Annotated in this window: 19 protein-coding genes; 10 read left to right on the forward strand and 9 right to left on the reverse strand. The window is 63.7% G+C overall.

All coding sequences use genetic code 11. The features are described from left to right. Positions 1–12: 12 nt before the first annotated feature. Entirely contained in the window at positions 13–663 is a 651-nt protein-coding gene (locus DPM33_RS03625; RefSeq protein ID WP_112095594.1) for a LysE family translocator, read from the reverse strand. Between the two features lie 23 nt (positions 664–686). Next, the gene (locus DPM33_RS03630) at positions 687–1,310 is read right to left on the reverse strand and encodes an FMN-binding negative transcriptional regulator (RefSeq protein ID WP_112095596.1); all 624 of its coding nucleotides are present in this window, start codon (positions 1,308–1,310) and stop codon (positions 687–689) included. A 76-nt stretch (positions 1,311–1,386) separates the two neighbouring features. Here DPM33_RS03630 and pdxR point away from each other — a divergent pair, with 76 nt between their 5' ends. Then, positions 1,387–2,814, forward strand: a complete 1,428-nt coding sequence (gene pdxR / locus DPM33_RS03635) for a MocR-like pyridoxine biosynthesis transcription factor PdxR (protein ID WP_112095598.1) — start codon at positions 1,387–1,389, stop codon at positions 2,812–2,814. Between the two features lie 30 nt (positions 2,815–2,844). On the opposite strand, the gene DPM33_RS03640 is transcribed toward pdxR, so the two are convergent. Next, positions 2,845–3,672: a L,D-transpeptidase gene (locus tag DPM33_RS03640; protein ID WP_112095600.1), complete on the reverse strand. Its 828-nt coding sequence runs from the start codon at positions 3,670–3,672 to the stop codon at positions 2,845–2,847. A gap of 275 nt (positions 3,673–3,947) precedes the next feature. Beyond that, on the reverse strand, positions 3,948–4,610 hold the full coding sequence (locus tag DPM33_RS03645) for a haloacid dehalogenase type II (protein ID WP_112095602.1): 663 nt from the start codon (positions 4,608–4,610) through the stop codon (positions 3,948–3,950). A 151-nt stretch (positions 4,611–4,761) separates the two neighbouring features. Between DPM33_RS03645 and DPM33_RS03650 the strand changes: the two genes are divergently transcribed. The 4 genes from DPM33_RS03650 to DPM33_RS03665 all read left to right on the forward strand — a co-directional run bounded on the left by DPM33_RS03650 (position 4,762) and on the right by DPM33_RS03665 (position 8,004). Further along, positions 4,762–5,640 (forward strand): branched-chain amino acid aminotransferase, encoded by an 879-nt coding sequence (locus DPM33_RS03650; protein ID WP_112095604.1) that lies wholly within the window; start codon positions 4,762–4,764, stop codon positions 5,638–5,640. Between the two features lie 210 nt (positions 5,641–5,850). Continuing rightward, positions 5,851–6,453 carry a superoxide dismutase gene (locus DPM33_RS03655; protein ID WP_112095605.1) on the forward strand — a complete coding sequence of 201 codons (603 nt, stop codon included), beginning with the start codon at positions 5,851–5,853 and terminating at the stop codon, positions 6,451–6,453. A gap of 156 nt (positions 6,454–6,609) precedes the next feature. After that, positions 6,610–7,047, forward strand: a complete 438-nt coding sequence (locus DPM33_RS03660) for a c-type cytochrome (RefSeq protein WP_112095607.1) — start codon at positions 6,610–6,612, stop codon at positions 7,045–7,047. Positions 7,048–7,056: 9 nt separating this feature from the next. Then, on the forward strand, positions 7,057–8,004 hold the full coding sequence (locus DPM33_RS03665; RefSeq protein WP_112095608.1) for a cytochrome c: 948 nt from the start codon (positions 7,057–7,059) through the stop codon (positions 8,002–8,004). Between the two features lie 129 nt (positions 8,005–8,133). Here the strand turns inward: DPM33_RS03665 and DPM33_RS03670 are convergent, their stop codons facing one another. Together DPM33_RS03670 and DPM33_RS03675 are read right to left on the reverse strand one after the other, a co-directional pair. Beyond that, positions 8,134–8,523, reverse strand: coding sequence for an SET domain-containing protein (locus tag DPM33_RS03670; RefSeq protein WP_112095971.1), 390 nt, complete (start codon positions 8,521–8,523; stop codon positions 8,134–8,136). Between the two features lie 100 nt (positions 8,524–8,623). Continuing rightward, the gene (locus tag DPM33_RS03675; RefSeq protein WP_112095610.1) at positions 8,624–10,723 is read right to left on the reverse strand and encodes a S9 family peptidase; all 2,100 of its coding nucleotides are present in this window, start codon (positions 10,721–10,723) and stop codon (positions 8,624–8,626) included. A 109-nt stretch (positions 10,724–10,832) separates the two neighbouring features. On the opposite strand from DPM33_RS03675, the gene DPM33_RS03680 reads away from it, so the two are divergent. Further along, positions 10,833–11,201 (forward strand): SH3 domain-containing protein, encoded by a 369-nt coding sequence (locus DPM33_RS03680; RefSeq protein ID WP_112095612.1) that lies wholly within the window; start codon positions 10,833–10,835, stop codon positions 11,199–11,201. 412 nt (positions 11,202–11,613) lie between these two features. Beyond that, complete coding sequence (locus DPM33_RS03685; protein WP_027164827.1) at positions 11,614–12,039, forward strand: Ros/MucR family transcriptional regulator; 426 nt, start codon at positions 11,614–11,616, stop codon at positions 12,037–12,039. 80 nt (positions 12,040–12,119) lie between these two features. Here the strand turns inward: DPM33_RS03685 and DPM33_RS03690 are convergent, their stop codons facing one another. Together DPM33_RS03690 and DPM33_RS03695 are read right to left on the reverse strand one after the other, a co-directional pair. Beyond that, entirely contained in the window at positions 12,120–12,548 is a 429-nt protein-coding gene (locus DPM33_RS03690; protein ID WP_112095614.1) for a SufE family protein, read from the reverse strand. Between the two features lie 194 nt (positions 12,549–12,742). Next, positions 12,743–13,135, reverse strand: coding sequence for a DUF5330 domain-containing protein (locus DPM33_RS03695; protein ID WP_112095616.1), 393 nt, complete (start codon positions 13,133–13,135; stop codon positions 12,743–12,745). A gap of 554 nt (positions 13,136–13,689) precedes the next feature. On the opposite strand from DPM33_RS03695, the gene DPM33_RS03700 reads away from it, so the two are divergent. From DPM33_RS03700 to DPM33_RS03710, 3 genes are all read left to right on the forward strand, one after another. Then, a complete protein-coding gene (locus DPM33_RS03700; RefSeq protein WP_112095973.1) occupies positions 13,690–15,426 on the forward strand; it encodes a sensor histidine kinase in 1,737 nt (578 codons plus the stop codon). Continuing rightward, a complete protein-coding gene (locus DPM33_RS03705; RefSeq protein ID WP_112095618.1) occupies positions 15,401–16,186 on the forward strand; it encodes a peptidoglycan-binding domain-containing protein in 786 nt (261 codons plus the stop codon). The genes DPM33_RS03700 and DPM33_RS03705 overlap by 26 nt, the downstream gene beginning before the upstream one ends. A gap of 69 nt (positions 16,187–16,255) precedes the next feature. Beyond that, positions 16,256–16,603 (forward strand): DUF1491 family protein, encoded by a 348-nt coding sequence (locus tag DPM33_RS03710; RefSeq protein ID WP_112095620.1) that lies wholly within the window; start codon positions 16,256–16,258, stop codon positions 16,601–16,603. A 5-nt stretch (positions 16,604–16,608) separates the two neighbouring features. Here DPM33_RS03710 and DPM33_RS03715 read toward each other — a convergent pair whose 3' ends face one another. Continuing rightward, positions 16,609–17,613: a DUF2336 domain-containing protein gene (locus DPM33_RS03715; RefSeq protein ID WP_112095622.1), complete on the reverse strand. Its 1,005-nt coding sequence runs from the start codon at positions 17,611–17,613 to the stop codon at positions 16,609–16,611. Positions 17,614–17,962 lie beyond the last annotated feature (349 nt).

The raw sequence follows: 17,962 nt of genomic DNA on the forward strand, positions 1-17,962 counted from the left end.
GTGGCCGGGCGCTTATAGGGCAGGGCGTTTGGCTACCGCCAGGCCGATGCCAAGCGCGATCATCGCGCCGCCCGACACCTCGCGCAGGCGGCGGATCATACCTGAACGCCCGGTCGCGCCTTGCCGGATTCGGCTCGCCGCCAAGGCGACCACGACATCGGCCAGCGTGTTGAGCGTCACCGATATGAAGCCGAGGATCATGAACTGCAGCGCGACGTGGCCGCCGCTGAGGTTCACGAATTGCGGAATGAAGGCCAGGAAGAAGGCGGCCGTCTTCGGGTTCAACGCATCGACCAGCACGCCCTCGCGAAACGCTCGCGCAGCACCGGCCGCAGGCACCGGCATTCCGCCTTCCAGCATGGTCTTTGCCTCTCGGCGGGCCGCCTGGAAGGTGCGGAAGCCCAGCCAGACGAGATAGTAGGCGCCGACCAGCTTCAACGCCGTGAACAATTCAGCGCTGGCGAGGACGATCGCTGAAACACCCAGGCTGCCGGCCAGCACATGGACCATGCCGCCCAGCCCGGTTCCGAAGCTGGAGGCGATGCCTTCAGCGCGTCCTCCGGAAAGCGTGCGGGCGGCCACATAGAAGATGCCCGGCCCTGGCGTGATGGCAAGCAGGAAAGCCGCGGCGAAGTACAAGGCGAACTGAGTCAGTTCCGGCATGACGGGCTCGTTAGGATAGGGTTTTACACTGGAATGAGCGACGCGACCTCGCGGTCGGACGGCCGCTCGCTTGCTGACAGCCCGGCGAGCACGCCGGCGCGGTCGGCCGCGTTACGGTTCTGGCTCATCTTGCGCTTGCCTTCGAGCCTGGTGATCGGCATGCGCAGGCCGACAATGCCCTTCAACTGCGACTGGATGAAATCCGCCGGTGCGTCCGACACGGCCCAGGGCGCGCTGCGGTCGCCTTCATGCAGGTTGGTCAGGCGCGTCACGACCTCGAGCAGCCTGTCGGCATCCTCGAAGAACTCGATCGGTCCGTGGGCATGGACGGCGACATAGTTCCAGGTAGGCACGACCTTCCCAGTCTCCTGCTTGGTCTGGTACCAGGCCGGCGTCACATAGGCGTCCGGCCCCATGAAGATCGCCAGGGCATCGCCCAGCGGCGGCACGCGCCAGTGCGGGTTTGCCTTGGCGACATGCCCGCAGATCACGCCATGCTCGCCCTCGCTCTCGTCGAGTAAAAGCGGCAAGGACGTCGCCAGCGGGCCCTCGGCCGTGGCGGTGACCAGGATTGCCAGCCGCGCGGCGCGGATCGTGGCCGTGAGGCTCTCCTTGTCGTCGTCGCGAAAGGCCGGCGGTGTGTACATGACAAAACTCCTTGCGTTGCAAGAAAAGATGCCGGATGTCTGGCTTGCTTGGAATATCCAGTTTTGAAAGTTTAGGTTGGTCCAGTTGGAGCAGGACGGCATCGCGCGCCGCATTATCGCGGCGATCAAGGAACAGATCCACAGCGGCGCCTATCGGCCGGGCGATCGCTTGCCTTCGACGCGGGCCTTCGCGGCCGAATGGGGCGCGTCGCGGACCACGGTGACGGCCGCCTACAACCAGCTCGATGCCGAAGGCTACTTGATCATCCGGCATGGCGCGCGCGCCATCGTTGCTCCGGGGTTGGAGCGGGCGTCGGGAGAGGCGCGCGTCTCGACTGCTTCGCCACGCAACCTCTCGGCATTTGCGCGACGATTGCTGGCGTTGCCTGCGCCTGCGGAAGGGCAACCGGCCAAGCTTGCGGATTTCCGCTATGGCGAACTGTCCGGAGCGGATTTTCCGGTGCTGGCCTGGCGCCGGGCGTCGAACAAGGCGATCCTGCGGCGCGCCGCGCGGCTGCGCTATGGCGATCCCCAGGGATCTTCCGTTCTGCGCAACGCGCTCCAGGCCTATCTCTGGCGGGCTCGCGGCATCAGTTGCACGCCGGACCAGATCGTCATCGTCAATGGCTCGCAGCAGGGGCTCGACCTCTGCGCGCGGTTGCTGCTCGACCTTGGCGACCCCTTCGTGATCGAGAACCCGGGTTATCCGCTGGCACGCCATGCCTTCGTGGCGGCGGGCGGTGTCGCCGTGCCCATTGCAGTCGACGCGGATGGGCTAAGGACGGATAAGCTGCCGCCGGCCCGTCTCGCCTATGTGACGCCCTCGCATCAGTTCCCACTCGGCGGCGTGCTTTCGGCGACGCGGCGGCGTTCGCTGCTGGCCTGGGCCGCCGGTGCGGGCGCCTATGTCGTGGAGGACGATTATGACGGCGAATACCGTCACGACATCAGCCCCATCCCGCCGCTCCAGGCGCTGGACGCGGACGCCGTCATCTATGTCGGCACACTGTCCAAGACGCTCTCGCCCACCTTGCGGCTTGGCTATCTCGTCGTCCCCACCAGCCTGCGCCGGGCATTCAGCGAGGCCAAGCGACTGACCGACCGGCATGCTCCGATGCTGGAACAGGACGTATTGGCCGAACTGCTGGCGAGCGGCGCCTACGAGCGCCATGTGCGCGGCATTCGCCGGAAGAATGCCGAGCGCAGGCAGGTCCTGCTGCACGCGTTGACTGATTATCTCGGGCAGGCGGTCACCGTCGCGGGGGCCGAGACCGGCCTGCATGTCGTCGCCTGGATGAACGGCATTGGTGCCGAACGCGAAGCGGCGATCATCGCGGCCGCGCGAGACGCCGGGATCGGCCTCTATCCCGTGTCGCCACTCTATGATCAGAGCGAGCCGCGACCAGAAACGGCCGGTTTCATTCTGGGCTATGCCGGACTTGACGCGGAGGCGTTGCGACGCGGCGTTGCGGTGCTGGCCACCATATTGGCCGAGCACCGCTGACGATCAGCGCATGTGCCCAGGATTGTCGGCTCAGAAAATCTCGTTGGTGAGCTTCTTCACCGGACCGAGCAGGATCGACCCCGTCGGCACGCCGTTGTCGATCGGGATGGCCTTGCGCTCGGGCATGTCCTCTTCGGGGGCGCCAATATTGGCCGTCACGATGACCGGGGTCTTGGTCGGCACGCGGTCGTAGAGGTCGATGATGTCCTGGTTCATCAGGCGTACGCAGCCCGACGACACCGATTTGCCGATCGACCACCATTCCGGCGAGCCGTGCAGGCGGTAGAGCGTGTCCTGGTTGCCCTGGAACAGATAGAGCGCCCGCGCCCCGAGCGGGTTCTTCAGGCCGCCCGGCATGCCGCCATTCTTGGCGCTGTACTGCGTCAGTTCCGGCTGGCGCGCGACCATCTCGTCCGGCGGCGTCCATTTCGGCCACTTCTGCTTCCACTGCACGACCGCGTCGCCTGACCATTCGAAACCGGCGCGGCCGAGGCCGACGCCGTAGCGGATCGCCTGGCCGCCTTCGCGCACCAGATAGAGGAAGTGTCCGGTGGTATCGACGACGATGGTGCCGGGACGCTGCCCGGTCGGGTCGGGAACGATCTGGCGCAGGAATTGGTGATCGATCTTTTTGATGGGGATAGGCGGAAGGTCGAAGCCACTGTCCGACATCGGTCCATACATCGTCTCATAATCGCCGAGCGGTGGTTCGACATAGGCCTGGGGTGGCGGCGTTTGGACGGGTGCGGGGCCTTGATCGCTGGTCGTGGTGCAAGCGGAAACCGCGGCCGAAGCAGCGCCCAGGGCTGTCAAATTGAGGAAGCCGCGGCGGCTGATGCGGAACGAAGCGTCTGACATGGTTGCCTTTTCTAGATCAGAACGACGTTTCGTCAAAATGCCGCTCTGAGCTAACTGTTTGTTGGAGCATGATCTTCTCCGAAAACCGGTTCCCACTTTTCGGGATCATGCTCTAGGTCTCAATTCGCAAGAAAGCATGAATGCGAAGGTTCATCGCCAGCGGCATCCATAACAGTCGGCGGCGATAGGCGGTTCCAATTCTGGCCTGAGGGTGGACAGAAAAAGGCGAAGCTGTGACCGTCCCGCAGCTGTTGCGCTGCAGCAACATCACACCTTCAGGCACCGGTCAGCAGGCCTTCGAGCGAGGGCAGGATCAGCCCCGGCGGAAAGTCGCGGTACTCGTCCGGCTGGTTGGTGCGGTTGATCCAGACCGTGCGGAAGCCGAACCTTGTCGCGCCCGCTATGTCCCAGCGGTTCGACGACTGGAACGACACCGCGCCCGGATAGAGTCGCCAGCCGGTGACCACCATGTCGTAGACCGACGGGTCGGTCTTGAATTTGCGCACTGCATCGACCGAGAAAACGTCGTCGAGGATCTGATCGAGTGCCGCGGATTTGACCGCGGTGGTGAGCATTTCCGGCGACCCGTTGGAGAGGATCGCAAGCTTCGCCCCCGAGGCCTTGAGCGCTTTCAGCACGGCGGGCACTTCCGGGTAGCAGTCGAGCCGCCAATAGGCTTCGAGCAGCTTGGCCTTGAGCGCCGGATCGGCCGAGGGCACTTTGCGCAGCGCGAAGTCGAGCGACTGCTCGGTCAATTGCCAAAAATCGGCATATGAGCCCATCAGCGTCCGCACCCAGGAATATTCGAGCTGCTTGGCGCGCCAGATTTCCGACAGCAGCTGTCCGTCCGGGCCGATCTCGCCGGCATGGCGGCGCACGGCGGCATGCACGTCGAACAACGTGCCATAGGCGTCGAAGACATAAGCCGCGTGGTGCATGGAAAGAGTTTTGCGGCGGGCAGGGGGATCGTGCAAGCGCCGATTGCGCTTAAGTGCCGCTGGCCTCAACGATTTTTGCCCATGTCGGTTGACGCCAACCGCCAAAGCATCGTCCTATGCCGGCCTGAAATCATCTTTATGGACGGCAGACATGACACTGGCGGCAGCGGCGCAAACCGCGACTTGGACCTATGTGGACGGCGACTGGTACGAGGGCAATGTCGCGATATTGGGTCCGCGCAGCCACGCCATGTGGCTCGGCACCAGCGTCTTCGACGGCGGCCGCTGGTTCGAGGGCGTGGCGCCGGACCTCGAGCTTCACTCCGCCCGTGTCAACGCTTCGGCGACAGCACTCGGCCTGAAGCCTACCATGACCGCCGAAGAGATCGTCGGGCTGACCTGGGACGGGCTGAAGAAATTCGACGGCAAGACGGCGGTCTATATCAGGCCGATGTATTGGGCCGAGCATGGCGGCTATATGGGCGTTCCCGCCGACCCGGCCTCGACCCGCTTCTGCCTCTGCCTTTACGAATCGCCGATGATCCCGCCGTCGGGTTTCTCGATCGGCGTCTCGCCGTTCCGGCGCCCGACCATCGAGACCATGCCGACCAACGCCAAGGCCGGCTGCCTCTATCCCAACAATGGCCGCGCCATCCTGGAGGCCAAGAACCGCGGTTTCGACAATGCGCTGGTGCTCGATATGCTGGGCAACGTCGCCGAGACCGGGACCTCCAACATCTTCCTGGTCAAGGACGGTCATGTGATGACGCCGGCCCCGAACGGCACGTTTCTCTCCGGTATCACCCGCTCGCGCACCATCAACCTGCTCGGCGACTATGGCTTCAGGACCACCGAAAAGACGCTATCGATCCGCGATTTCCTCGAAGCCGATGAGATTTTCTCGACTGGCAACCATTCCAAAGTCGTGCCGATCACCCGCATCGAGAACCGCGACCTGCAGCCCGGACCCGTGGCCAAGAAGGCGCGCGAGCTCTATTGGGAATGGGCGCATTCGACGTCCGCCGTATGAGCCGCCGGAGCGGTTCACCGCTTCACGGAAACGGCGAACCGCTTCGCCTCTTGTTTTTACCCAATTCCGAACGGAAAGACCGTTTCACACTTTTCCGGGAATTGCTCTAAAAAGTCGCACGGCGCTCCATTCCGGAGTTGCCCCGACCCATTCCAGACCTATCTTAGCTCGGTAGTATCACCGGACTTTTTCCTCGAGGGAGTATCATCCATGGCTTTTGAGTTGCCCGCTTTGCCTTATGACTACGAGGCCCTGCAGCCTTACATGTCGAAGGAGACGCTGGAGTATCACCACGACAAGCACCATAAGGCCTATGTCGACAACGGCAACAAGCTGGCGGCCGAGGCCGGAATGGGCGACCTGTCGGTCGAAGAGGTCGTGAAGCAGTCCTTCGGCAAGAATGCCGGGCTCTTCAACAACGCGGCCCAGCACTACAACCACATCCATTTCTGGAAGTGGATGAAGAAGGGCGGCGGCGGCAACAAGCTGCCGGGCGCGCTGCAGAAGGCCGTCGACGGCGATCTCGGCGGTTATGACAAGTTCAAGGCGGATTTCATCGCCGCCGGCACCACCCAGTTCGGCTCCGGCTGGGCCTGGGTTTCGGTCAAGAACGGCAAGCTGGAAATCTCCAAGACGCCGAACGGCGAGAACCCGCTGGTCCATGGCGGCTCGCCGATCCTCGGCGTCGACGTCTGGGAGCATTCCTATTACATCGACTACCGCAACGCGCGGCCGAAATATCTCGAAGCCTTCGTCGACAGCCTGATCAACTGGGACCATGTCCTGGAGATGTACGAAAAGGCTAAAGGCTGACAAATCGAAGAAAAGCCCCGCACGCCGGGGCTTTTCTTTTTCGGGCAAGGAGAAACCACACCGCAGCCAGCAAAATCGTCACGACGAAGGGGAATAATCCGGCTGTGACGCCCGTTAACATGCAGTCGCAAATTCTCTTCCCATGGAGCCAATTGAATGAGAAAGCTTGTCCTCGCCATCTCTATGCTCGCCTTTGCCGGTTCGGTCGCCTTTGCCGATCCGATTCAGGATCGCCGGGCCCTGATGAAGGAGCGCGGCAAGCTCGCCGGCCAACTGTCCAAGGTGGTCAAGGGCGAAGAGGATTTCGATGCAGCCGCCGTGCTGACGACGCTGAAGGCCCTGCAGGCGAATGCCGAGAAGTTCGATGCCGAGAAGCTTTTCCCGGCCGGCACCGATCAGGGCGACACCACGGCCGCGCCGAAGATCTGGGAAGACATGGCCGGCTTCAAGGCCGCCGAGGACAAGTTTCTGGCCAACACCAAGGAAGCGGTCGCCTCGCCGCCCGGTGATGTCGATGGTCTGAAGGCGCAGCTCAACACACTTGGCGGCGATTGCGGTGCCTGCCATCAGAGCTACAGGGTCAAGAAGGGCTGATCGCCTGAAATGGCCTGGCTGAAGAAGCTCGTCGGCGCCGTGATCGTGCTTGGCGGCGCCGGCGCGGTCGCCGGCTGGGCGCTGTCGGCGCCGGCCACGCTTGACGCCGGGACCGTCGCGCAGCTCGGTCCCGGCGACGCCGCCAAAGGCAAGCGCATCTTCTATGCCGGCGGCTGCACCTCCTGCCACGCCAAGCCGGGATCGCAGGGCGATGCTCGCCTGCAACTGACCGGTGGCCTCGAGCTGAAGACGCCGTTCGGCATCTTCGTGCCGCCCAACATCTCGCAGGACCAGAAGGACGGCATCGGCGCCTGGAGCGAGGAGGACTTCGCCAACGCCATGCTGAAAGGCGTCTCGCCCTCGGGTGAGCATTTCTACCCGGCCTTTCCCTATGCCTCGTATGCGCGCATGAAGCCGGCCGACATCGCCGACCTCTACGCCTTCATGAAAACGCTGCCGGCCGTTGCCGGCAAGGCGCCGGATCACAAGCTGTCCTTCCCTTTCAACATCCGCCGCGGCATCGGCCTGTGGAAGCTTCTCTATCTCAGCCCCGAGCCGGTGGTCGCGCTGCCCAGCGGCACGCCGGGCAAGGTTCTGGCCGGCCGCTATCTGGCAGAGGGTCCCGGCCATTGCGGCGAATGCCACACGCCGCGCGATTTCGCCGGCGGCGTCAAGAAGGGCGAGTGGCTGGCAGGCGCCGTGGCGGCCGAAGGCTCGGGCGTGGTGCCCAACATCACCCCCGACGGGAAGAGCATCAAGAGCTGGTCGGAAGCCGATATCGCCAACTACCTCGAGACCGGCTTCACGCCCGATTTCGATTCCGTTGGCGGCGCCATGGTCGAGGTGCAGAAAAACATGGCGCAGCTGACCGCGGACGACCGCGCGGCGATCGCCGCCTATCTCAAGGCCGTGCCACCGCATCCGAACGGCTACCCGGCGCGCAAGCCGGCGAGCTAGAGCAATTCCAGGAAAAGTGTGAAACGGTTTTCCGTCCGGAATTGCGTCAAAACAAGGAAATAGAGCGGTTCGCCGTTTCCTTGAAACGGTGAAAGGCTCTAGCCTCGCTCACCTGGCGGCCGCCATGTTTTACGGGTGGCGGTCGCCGAGGAAATCGAAGCCGTCTTCGAAGAAGTGATTGTAGTTGCAGGTCAGTTCCTCGCCAGGCGCGATGTCGCGCAACGCATACGTTTCTTCGGATGAGGAGACGTCGCAGTTCGGTTCGTCGTCGTGATTCATGTAGCGCGCGTCGTCGGCCTCGAAGACGATGAAGCTCGGATCGTGCCGGTCCGGATAGGAATAGCGGTCGAGATAGGATTTCACCGGGCCGATCTGACTTTCATAGGTGTCGACGGGTATCCGCCGATCGAACCGCGGATCGAGCTTCCAGATGAGCGTTCCCTTCGGGATGCGGTGCTTGGCGAAGACGCCGATACCCTGGATTGACGATTTGTCGAGATAAGTGTCGACGAGCAGCATGACGAACCTTGTGAATGGCAAACTGGCAGCCCGGAAGGCCGCGGCCGAAAAATGACCGGGCATTGCGTAACGCGCGGTCTTCCGGATTGCGAGCGGAAAATCAGGCCTTGCCGGTCACTTTCAGGGCATAGGCGTAAATGTAGGCGATCTCCTCCAGCCGCGAGAAGCGGCCCGACGCGCCGGCATGGCCGGAATCCATGTTGATCTTGAACAGGACCGGGTTGCCGCCCGCCTTGCGTTCGCGCAGTCGCGCCACCCATTTGGCCGGCTCCCAATAGGTGACACGGGGATCGGTGAGGCCCGCCAGCGCAAGGATCGGCGGGTAGTCGTGCGCCGCGACATTGCCATAGGGCGAATAGGCCGCGATCGTCTTGTAGTCGTTCGCCGACGCGATCGGGTTGCCCCATTCCGGCCATTCGGGCGGCGTCAGCGGCAGGCTGGCGTCGAGCATGGTGGTGAGCACGTCGACGAACGGCACTTCGGCGACGATGCCGCCGAAGTCGGCGGGCGCCATGTTGGCGATAGCGCCCATCAGCATGCCGCCGGCCGAGCCGCCTTGCGCCACGGTTCGGTCGTGCTGCGTGTAGCGCTCGGCGACGAGATGGCGGGCGCAGGCGATGAAGTCGGTGAAGCTGTTCATCTTGTGCGAGCGCTTGCCGTCGTCGTACCAGCCATAGCCTTTGTCCTTGCCGCCGCGCACATGCGCGACCGCATAGACGAAACCGCGATCGACCAGCGACAGGCAATTGGTGTTGAAGGCGGAAGGCACCGTGATGCCGTAGGAGCCGTAGCCATACAGCAGGCAGGGCGCGGAACCGTCGAGCGGCGTGTCGCGATGGTACAGCAGCGAGATCGGCACCAGTTCACCATCGGCGGCGGGCGCCATCAGCCGGCGCGTGACATAATGGTCCGGGTCATGGCCTGACGGCACTTCCTGCGTCTTCAGGAGCACGCGCTCGCGTGTGCGCATGTTGTAGTCGAACACCTGCGCCGGCGTCGTCATCGACGAGTAGGTGAAACGCATCACTTCGGTGTCGTATTCGTAGGAGCCGGAGAGGCCGAGCGAGAAGGCCTCCTCGTCGAAGGAGATGAAATGCTCCTCGCCGCTGGCGCGCTCGCGCACGACGATGCGCGGCAGGCCTTCCTTGCGCTCCAGCCTGACCATGTGATCCTTGAAACCGAGCACCGAGAGGATCAGCCGTCCCGGCTCGTGCGGCACCAATTCCTGCCAGTTGGCGCGCACCGGATTGGCGACCGGCGCTGTCATGATCTTGAAGTCCTTGGCGCCGTCGGCATTGGTCAGGATGAAGAAGATGTCGCCGCCTTCTTCCAGGTCGTATTGCAGCCCGGTCTCGCGCACCGCCACCAGCTTGGGCTCGGCCGATGGGTCGCTGGCTGGCAGAAGCCGATACTCCGATGTCTCGTGGTCGTTGATGCCGATCATGATCCAGTCATTGGCGCGCGTGCCGCCGACATCCATGAAGAAACCCGGATCGGTCTCCTCATAGATCAGCCGGTCGTTCTCCGGCTTGTCGCCGAGCGCGTGGAAGAACACTTTCGATGGACGATGGTTGTCGTCGAGACGGGTGTAGAAGAAGCCGTCATCGCCGGCGTTCCACACCCCGCCGCCACCAGTATCCGGGATCTGGTCGGCAAGTTCCTTGGCGCTGGCAAGATCGCGCACGCGCAGCGTGAAGAATTCCGAGCCCTTGTCGTCGAAGGCCCAGAGCAGCTTCCTGTGGTCGGCCGAATGGTCGACGCCGCCTAGGCGGAAATAGGCCTTGCCCTCGGCCTCCGCGTCGCCGTCGAGCAGGATCTCTTCGGCGCCGCCGTCGCGCGGCGTGCGGAAATAGCGCGGCTGCTCACCGCCCTGCCGGAAGGATGAGCCATAGGCATAAGGGCCGTCCTTCATCGGCACCGTCGAGTCGTCTTCCTTGATGCGCCCCTTCATCTCAGCAAACAGCTTGCCGCGCAGGTCCGCGGTGCCGGCCATCAGCACGGCCTGATAAGCGTTTTCAGCCTCGAGGTGGGCGCGGATCCGACCGTCGAGCAGGGAAGGGTCGCGGAACACGGCCTGCCAGTTGTCGGCCCGCATCCAGGCATAGTCATCGCGGCGGGTGATGCCGTGATGGGTGTCGGAGACCGGATGTTTCTCAGGCGTCGGCGGGTTGGCGGTCGGGAAGGCGGAAGCTCTGGTCATTACGTCTCGCTGCGGAATTTGCTTGAATGACGAATGAACACGCCGCTCAGCGGCTGTTCAAGGGGCGTGGTTCAGGTTGGTCGATAGGAGCTAAGTTGAAGGGGGAAAGATGAAATCCTCTGTTCTTACCGCCGTGGCTGTTGCCGTCGCCGCATCAGTTCTGGCTTTTTCAAGCCAGTCTCATGCAGCCGTCTTTGCCGCGTGGCAAGTGGCGGGTGTGCCGTTCGGCGACACGCTCAATGCGCGAAAATATCCTTCCAACGCGTCGCAGAAACAGGCCGCCTATCCGAACGGCACGGTGCTGCAGATGACCGGCCGCTGCACCGGTGGCGTAAGCCTGCTCGACATCGCCCGGCAGCCGGACTGGAAGCAGCGCCAGGCGATCCGCTATCGCTGGTGCGAGGTCTGGCACGACCCGGCTCAGAATGGCCATTTCGTTACCGGCTGGGTCTACGGCAAATACGTCGCGCCTTACTGAGGGATCCGTCACCCCGCCTTGGTCCGGCCGGCAAGGCGACATCCCCGCTCCGCTGCGCCGCAGGATTCGTCGCGCTGGCGCAACAGGCATGCAAGCATTGGTCAAGCATTGAGCACCGCGTCGAATGGCGATCGGATGTCTAACGCATGCATGACGTAACGTCACGGCATGCTGGTCTGGCCAGAGAAATCTCGCGAAGTTACACGGTGCACGAATTTTTGAAGCTGAATCAGCAATATTTGATGAATATCGGCGAATAGAAGTCAATAGGCGAATTGACTTACTTGCGATGCAGCGCCATTAAGATAACCCGACGCGAATCGCAGGCTTTCCTGCATGAAATTCGCGCGATGCCCGATCCTAGAAAAAAGGGCGCGGTTTTAGAAACAACTCTCGTTGGGGCCTTAGCACTATGGAAATCGTCGAAACACCTTCGAAAAACGGTGATGCGCTGATCGAGCTGACCGCCGATGTCGTCGCCGCCTATGTCAGCAACAACCCGGTGCCGGTCGGGGAATTGCCGAACCTTATCGCCGACGTTCATGCCGCGTTGGGCCGGGTCGGCGGCTCGCCGGAACAGCCGTCGGCCGAGAAGCAGAAGCCGGCCGTCAACCCGAAGCGTTCCGTCCATGACGACTATATCGTCTGTCTCGAGGACGGAAAGAAGTTCAAGTCGCTGAAGCGTCACCTGATGACCCACTACAATCTCACGCCGGAAGAATACCGGGAGAAGTGGGGCCTGGACGCCAACTACCCGATGGTCGCGCCCAATTACGCGGCCGCCCGCTCGCAGCTCGCCAAGAAGATGGGTCTCGGCCGCAAGCGCAAGGGCCGTTGATCGGTCTCGGCTCTTCAAGCAGTTCGACGGCGCCCTCTGGGCGCCGTTTTGCTTTGACGGGTATTGAAATGTCGACCCGATCAGGCCGTCTGCTTCAACGCTGCTTCCGCGTCGCGCTTGATGCGCTTGACCATCGAGCGCAGTCCGTTGGCGCGCTGCGGCGACAGATGCTCGTCGAGGCCGAGCTCCTTCAGCGTCGCTTCGGCGTCCGTGTTCTGGATTTCGCTCGCATGCCGGCCTGAAAACAGCGCCAGCATGATGGCGACGAGACCGCGCACGATATGGGCGTCCGAATCGCCCTGGAAGCTAATGACCGGATCGGTGCCGGCTCGCTGCTCGGTGGTGAGCCACACCTGGCTCACGCATCCAGGCACCTTGTTCGCGGCGGTGCGCTCCTCTTCGGGGAAGGGCGGCAAGCCCTCACCGAGCTCGATCACGTAGCGGTAGCGGTCCTCCCACTCATCGAGCAGGGAGAAGTCGTCACGGATCGTCTGGATCGAGGTGGTCATTGCCTCGCATATAGTGACCCGGCAGGGCTGCGTCACGGAAAAAGAAAGACGCCGCGGGCGTCGAGAGGTCGGACGGGCCCGCGGCGTTAGAGCAATTCCAGGAAAAGTGCGAAGCGGTTAGGTTCGGCGACTTCGCCGTAGCCTCCGTCCGGAATTGCGCCCAAAGGAGATAGAGCGAACGGCTGGCAAGAAATTCAGTTCTTCGCGGTCAGCGTAACCGGGATGTTGACCTTGGCGGGCAGCACGATGTCCTCGGCGACGCTGCCGGTGGTGGTGACGGAGCCATCCGCGACCTTCGTCTCGGGCGTGGCTGCCTTGCCGGACTGCTGGTCGTCGATCATGGCCGCGGCGATCTTGGCCGTTTCCTTGGCGCGAACGGTGATGGTGTACATGGCCGATTTGCCGGTCTCGCAGACGTCGGGCTTGCGCTCGCAGAGCCCTGCAATATCGCCGACCGCCTCGCGCGCCGCAAACAGCGCCTGGATCGGTCCGACGCTCTGCTGGCCGTCTTCGCCCGGGCCGACGCCGAGCGGCAGCGCCAGCAGCACCAGCGAAAACCAGAAAGCCATCCTGATCAGAAAGCCCATCTTACTTGCCTCTCATCCGGGATGGATCGTGTATCCATCCGTGACGGATCATGCATCCTCGGCATGACCTCTTTTATGGGCATCATAGTGGCACGCTCACGCAAAAGACGGCTTGCAGCGAAGCCGCGAATTTTCCTCAAATTTTAGGCAAATTCGAAAGAATTGGTTTTGATGTCGACTTGTGTCGAATCTCGTCGACCGCATTAACTTTACGATAACCATATATCCTATTGTTATTGAACGATTTTATCTAAGATGGCGGTTAGCCGGGTCAGGTTCCGGCCCGTTTTGGCACAGGCCTCGCGGCTAACCCGCCGTTTACCATGGCGCCAACTCGGCGTGCTTTGCGGGGCCGGCGTCACAATATTTGCCTTGGGCGGGTCGCCGGCTCGGTCAGCCTTATCCATTCCTTAAACGCTCGATGCGAGTTTCAAGCCATTGATTGAGTCACCTGCCAGGCAGGGCGTTTTTTACCACCGGGTACGCGTGCGTTGAGTTCGATTTCAGCCAGATACGTTCAATTGCCCGGCGCCGTTGCCGCCGGCTGCGAACGCATGGTTCATCCGACCGTGACGGGTGAGGCCGCGCGCCTGCGCCAGCGTCGCTTCATCGGCGTCATGCTCGCCGCGCCCTTCCTCGCCGCCGGCGCCGCTGTCACGCTGGTCACTTCGAGCCTCGGCGCGGCCCTCACCGTAGCCGCGATCTTCGCCGCTTTCGGCTTGTGCTGGTTCGCGGCGCTTCTGGTCGCGGCCACCGGCCATATGGCGCTTGCCGGCCGCATGGCGCTCGTGTTGGGCGGCCTTGCCCTTGCCGGCGCCATCGCGGCGGCGGGCGGATTGGCCTCGCCGGTCGCACTGCTTGCCGTCGCATTGCCGGTTGAAACCTGGTGGGTCTCGGGATCGCGGCGCGCCTCGTTGCCGGGCGCGCTGGCAGCACTTGCCGCCATCGTGCTGCAGGCTTTTGCCGGCTATGTCCTGCCGCTCGGCGAAATCGCCGCCTGGCATTGGCTGCTGCCGCTCGCCTGGACGCTGACGCTGTTGCCGCGCGCGGCCGCCTTCGCCAATCCGGCCAACTCCCTGCCGGCGGAGCCCACCGGGGATCGCCTCGAGGACGTCATCGACGCCGTCGTGCTGCGCATCGGGCGCCAGGGCGAAGTGCTCGACGCGTCCGCCAAGGCACGTTCGATCCTGAAACTGGCGCCGGAACTCCTGCTCGGCACCGGCCTGTTCGACCGCGTCCATCTTTCCGACCGCGTCGCCTATCTCACCGCTTTGGCCGACATGCGCGAGGATGCGCCGAAGCGGCGGCTGGAGCTGCGCATCCGCCTGCCGCGCGAGGGGTCCGGCGCGGCCGACAATTTCCGTCCGTTCAGCCTCGAGCTGATGCGTGGCGAAGCAGACCGTGACCTCTTCACCCTGGTCCTGCGCGAGAACGACGCCGTCTCGGCACTTCGCGAGGAACTGGCGGAAGCGAAGGAAACCGCTGCCGCCGCCGAAGTGGCCAAGGGTCGTTTCCTGGCCGTCGTCAGCCATGAGTTGCGCACGCCGCTCAACGCCATCATCGGCTTCTCCGACATGCTGCTGCATGAGATGTTCGGTGCCTTCAAGGATCCGCGCCAGAAGGAATATGTCGGCCTGGTGAGGGAGTCCGGCCAGCATCTTCTGTCCGTCGTCACCTCGATCCTCGATGTTTCGCGCATCGAGGCGGGCGCCTATGCGACCGAGCTGGAGCCGTTCCGTTTCGTCGAGGCCGTCGACATGTGCCGCTCGATGATGCGGCCGCTGGCTGACGCCAAGAGCATCGTGCTCGCCACGCAGATCGCGCCGGACGCGGGCGAGATCAATGCCGACCGCCGTGCGATCCAGCAGATCCTGATCAACCTGGCGTCGAACGCCGTCAAGTTCACGCCCGATGGCGGCAGCGTCGTGATCGGCGCCAAGCGCGTCGGCTCGCGCCTGCATTTCTGGGTCAGCGACACCGGCATCGGCATTGCCGAGGAGGACATGGCCAATCTCGGCAAGCCGTTCATGCAGATCCAGAACGACTACACACGCCGTTTCGAGGGAACCGGGCTCGGCCTGTCGCTGGTCAAGGGCCTGGTGGCGCTGCATGACGGCACGATGTCGATCGAGAGCGCGCCGGGCGAGGGCACCACGGTGACGATCAGCCTGCCGGTGAACGGGCCGAAGCGGCGTTCCGGTGCGCCTTCCGGCGTGCTGGCCATGCCGGCGGCGAATCCGAAGGGGGATAGAGATGGGGAGAGAAATGGCTCGCTCCGCAAAACGGCGTAAGGTCGTCGAACCCGAGCGCGGCGTTCTTGCCGAGGGCGCGGTTGCCGTCGGCCAGATGATCGCAAGCAATCCGGTTCTGGTCGGCGGCTCGACCGCCTTCCTGGTGACGCTGTTCTACGTTTCGGCCAACGCGCTCTGGTATCAGCCCTTTCCGCATACCAGTGCTTTCTTCGCCACCCGAAGCATCGAGAATTTTCCGCACACCGTTTCCGACGAACCGGAGACCACCATCAATATCGTGCGCCAGGCGCAGCCCACGCCCAAGCCGGATCCGGTCGTCGAGCAGGTGCAGGGCATCCTGAAGGACCTCAGCTTCTACGACGGTACGGTGGACGGTCTGACGGGCCCGGCGACGCGCAAGGCCATCCAGGCCTATCAGCTGAAGGTCGGGCTGCCGGGGTCGGGCGAAATCGACAACGCGCTGCTCGACCAGCTTGGCGCGCGCCAGACGACGGCGGCCATTCCTCATCCGATGCCGCGGCCGGCCGACGGCACCGCCAACACTTCCGCCGCCAAACCGTCGGTGATCCCGGTCTCGGCACCGGCCGACGGCGCGACGCAGTCGCCCGATGCCCGCATCGTCAAGATTCAGGCCGGCCTGAAGGCCTTCGGCAACAACGACATGCAGCTCGACGGCAAGGTCGGCGCCCGCACCAAATCCGCGATCAAGGAATTCCAGGCATTGTTCGGCCTGCCCGAGACCGGCGAGCCGGATGAGGCGGTGTACGTCAAGATGCGCGAGATCGGCCTGACCAACTGAGCGGTTGGCGGTCGTTTCGGTTCCTTCATCCCTGCTGTAAGAACCGCACATGAAATGCGGAAACCACCCATGCGCGTAACCACCGACCTCTGGGTCTCGGCCCTTCTGCGCCGTGTCTTCAGCGCCGGCGGCTTTGCCGCCGTGGTCAAGCGCGGCGCGACCGAGGCGGGCGCCGTCTTCGTGCTGTCGCGCGGGCGGATGGGGGAGGTGGCCCTCTATGGCCCGGCGCCGCAGACGAGCTACGATTCGGCCAAGCCCGACGAGCGCTTCTTCACCATGCTCGATGCCAGCGACGATGGCTCGGCTTTCGATGCGCGGCTGGAGCGCGAGAAGAAATTCGATCCCGACATCTGGGTGGTCGAAATCGAGGCAGGGACCGTTCCGTTCGAGGAGCTTCTTTCCGTGAAGGCGGAATAACCGCGTCAGGATGCCTTGAGGCTGGAAATCGCTTCGACGCTGTTGGACGCCTCATGATCGACGCCGGCTGTGTCGGACGCATTGCCGCGGATCGCCCGCGAAAGGGTCTCGGTCTTCCAGGCGCGCACCTTGTCGAGCGCCGCCTCGCGATGCAGCAGCCTGTAGCGGTCGAGGAAGAGCCGGATCGCCTGCGGATGCGGGAACTCGCCGGGATAGACCGCCACAGCGATCAGGAAGGCCCTGTCCTCGCTGAGGTCGAGGGCGCGCAGCGCCGCAAGCAAGGCGGCATAGCTTGACTGGCCGGTCACCGAGCGGGCCGTCGCAAAGTCGATCTCCAACGCGTCGGCAAGGGCCGTCTGGAAGAAGGCCGCGTTGCCGGTCAGCGCCGTCTCGCGCAGCCGAACATAGGCCGGCTGGCCGAGGAAGGCATTGACGTCGGCGCTGTCGCCGGCCGGGCGCATCATCGAACGCAGGCGGCGCCGCGCGTTCTCCGCTGCTTCGCCGGACGCCGGGTGGCCGGTGTGCGCTTTGGCCGCGGGTTCCGGTTTCGGCGCCAGTTGAGTGACCGTTTCCGGCGGCCGCGTCTTGACCAGCGTCGGTCTTTCCAGCGCGCGGATCAGGTCGGCGATCGTCGGGTTGAGCTCCTTGCGGCGCGCGATGGCGCGCGCATGCGGCAGCCCGTGCCGGCCGATCAGCGCAATCAGGTCGATGTCGCTCAGCGCGTTGGAGCGGGTGAGCAGCGGTGCCGCGATCTCGACCGGCTCTTCGGCCAGCCGCCGGACCAGCGCGGCCGGCGCATATTCGCATTCGGAAAGGGCGGCGGCGACATAGCGGCGCGACTCCACCGAGACCTGGTCGAACAGCGGCAGCGTCAGATCCTCGAGCTGGGCGATCTCGCGGCGTGACGGGCGGGTCAGCGAGCAGAAGGCCGACACGCTGGCGCGGAACAGCCTTTCAGCTTTTCCCGCTTCGGTCCGGATAGCGATTTGCCTGAAATCCGAAGATGACACGGAGGATACGCCCGACACTCGACACAATCCCGAACAGCGCAATCCAGCCGGGCCGGTTTCGCAACTCCAGGAAAAACAAACATCAAATTAGCCGCGATCCGTTAGCGCTCCGTTAACCCTCTAAGCCCCTTAATCAACTTTGGAGGCGTTGCGTTGTTGCTCCGGTCAAACCGAGAGGGAATGCGCGAACCATGGGCATGGTCCTGTCATTTGTGCCGCGAGCGGCACCTGTAAATCGAGCAAGTCACGACACCACGACGGCGGCGGCGGTCATCATTTTCCCCGGCGTCCGCTACGAATTGCGTCCGCAGGCCAGTGAGTCTCAGCCCGGCAGTCCGGACAAGCCCGG

Origin of the sequence: Mesorhizobium hawassense, from assembly GCF_003289945.1 — a bacterium.
GTDB classification, from domain to species: domain Bacteria; phylum Pseudomonadota; class Alphaproteobacteria; order Rhizobiales; family Rhizobiaceae; genus Mesorhizobium; species Mesorhizobium hawassense.